The sequence below is a fragment of the Nostoc sp. genome (assembly GCF_035638895.1).
GTDB lineage: Bacteria > Cyanobacteriota > Cyanobacteriia > Cyanobacteriales > Nostocaceae > Nostoc.
Genome location: NZ_DASQZC010000433.1, coordinates 1 through 1,532, shown reverse-complemented (window position 1 = coordinate 1,532; position 1,532 = coordinate 1). Strand labels below are relative to the sequence as shown.

Sequence of the window (1,532 nt, the reverse complement as noted above, 5' to 3'; positions counted from 1 at the left end):
CGGTGGTATGGTTTGGGAGTTGCGATCGCTGACTTTGCACTGATGATTTATGCTTTTTGGTACAAGTACGACTTCCAAAGTTCAACACTCCAATTTGTAGAAAACTATCCTTGGATACCGCAATTAGGTTTGCATTGGGCTGTGGGGGTTGATGGTTTATCGATGCCCTTGCTGCTTCTGACAGGCTTAATAAATACCCTCGCAATATTCGCGGCTTGGAAAGTTACCACCAAGCCGCGATTATTTTATGGTTTGATGTTAGCGATGTACAGCGCCCAGCTTGGCGTATTTGTTGCCCAAGATTTGCTGTTATTCTTCCTGATGTGGGAAATCGAGTTAGTGCCGGTTTACCTACTGATTTCCATCTGGGGAGGACAAAACCGCCGTTATGCTGCTACCAAATTCATTCTTTACACCGCCGCCGCATCAATATTTATCTTGATTGCCGGTTTTGCAATGGCATTCTCTGGAGATACCGTTACCTTCGACATGGCGACTCTGGGAATGAAAGAATACCCCAAAACCTTGGAATTGTTGGTTTATGCAGGTTTATTGATTGCTTTCGGTGTAAAATTACCGATTTTCCCTTTACACACTTGGCTACCTGATGCCCACGGTGAAGCATCAGCACCCGGTTCAATGATTTTGGCTGGTGTGTTGTTAAAAATGGGTGGTTATGCCCTCATCCGCTTCAATGTGGAAATGTTACCCAATGCTCATGTAACTTTTGCCCCAGTGTTGGCAATTTTGGGTGTAGTGAATATTGTCTACGGTGCTTGCTGTGCCTTTGCTCAAACCAATCTCAAACGCCGCTTGGCTTACTCTTCAATTGCCCACATGGGGTTTGTGCTGATTGGGATTGCCTCTTACACAGAACTGGGTATTAGCGGTGCAGTGCTACAAATGGTTTCCCACGGCTTGATTGCTGCTAGCTTGTTCTTCCTGTCTGGCGTGACTTACGATCGCACCCACACCTTGATGATGGATAAAATGGGCGGTATGGCAAAGGTAATGCCCAAAACCTTTGCTCTGTTTACTATCGGTTCAATGGCTTCTCTCGCCTTACCTGGAATGAGTGGTTTTGTGGGTGAGTTGATGGTATTTCTGGGTATTGCCACCAGCGATGTTTACAGTTCCAGCTTCAAAATTGTAGTTGTGCTGTTATCAGCAGTGGGCGTGATTTTGACACCGATTTATTTACTGTCGATGCTGCGTCAAGTATTCTACGGCGACCAAAGTGAAGAGTTACACTTGGATGCTGTAATATCTGATGTCAAACCCCGCGAAATATTTATTACCGCTTGTTTGCTGCTGCCAATTATCGGTATTGGGTTTTATCCCAAATTGGCAACGCAGACTTATGATGTGAAGGCAGTAGAATTAGCCGCCCATGCTCGTGAAGTTCTACCAGTCGTTGCTCATCAGCAACCATCAAGTCTGTACTCGCGGATTTTTACAGCACCAACATTGGCTAATTCTCAAGTTGAAAGTTCGATTAATATTTCTGAGTAAATTAACTCCCATTAAGGGGT

The 1,532-nt window shown here is 44.9% G+C and carries 1 protein-coding gene; it reads left to right on the top strand.

What is annotated here, in order from left to right; genetic code table 11:
- Nucleotides 1–1,512, top strand: a 1,512-nt coding sequence (locus VE944_RS22060) for an NAD(P)H-quinone oxidoreductase subunit 4 (protein ID WP_324981882.1), incomplete at its 5' end; no start/stop codon positions are given.
- Nucleotides 1,513–1,532 lie beyond the last annotated feature (20 nt).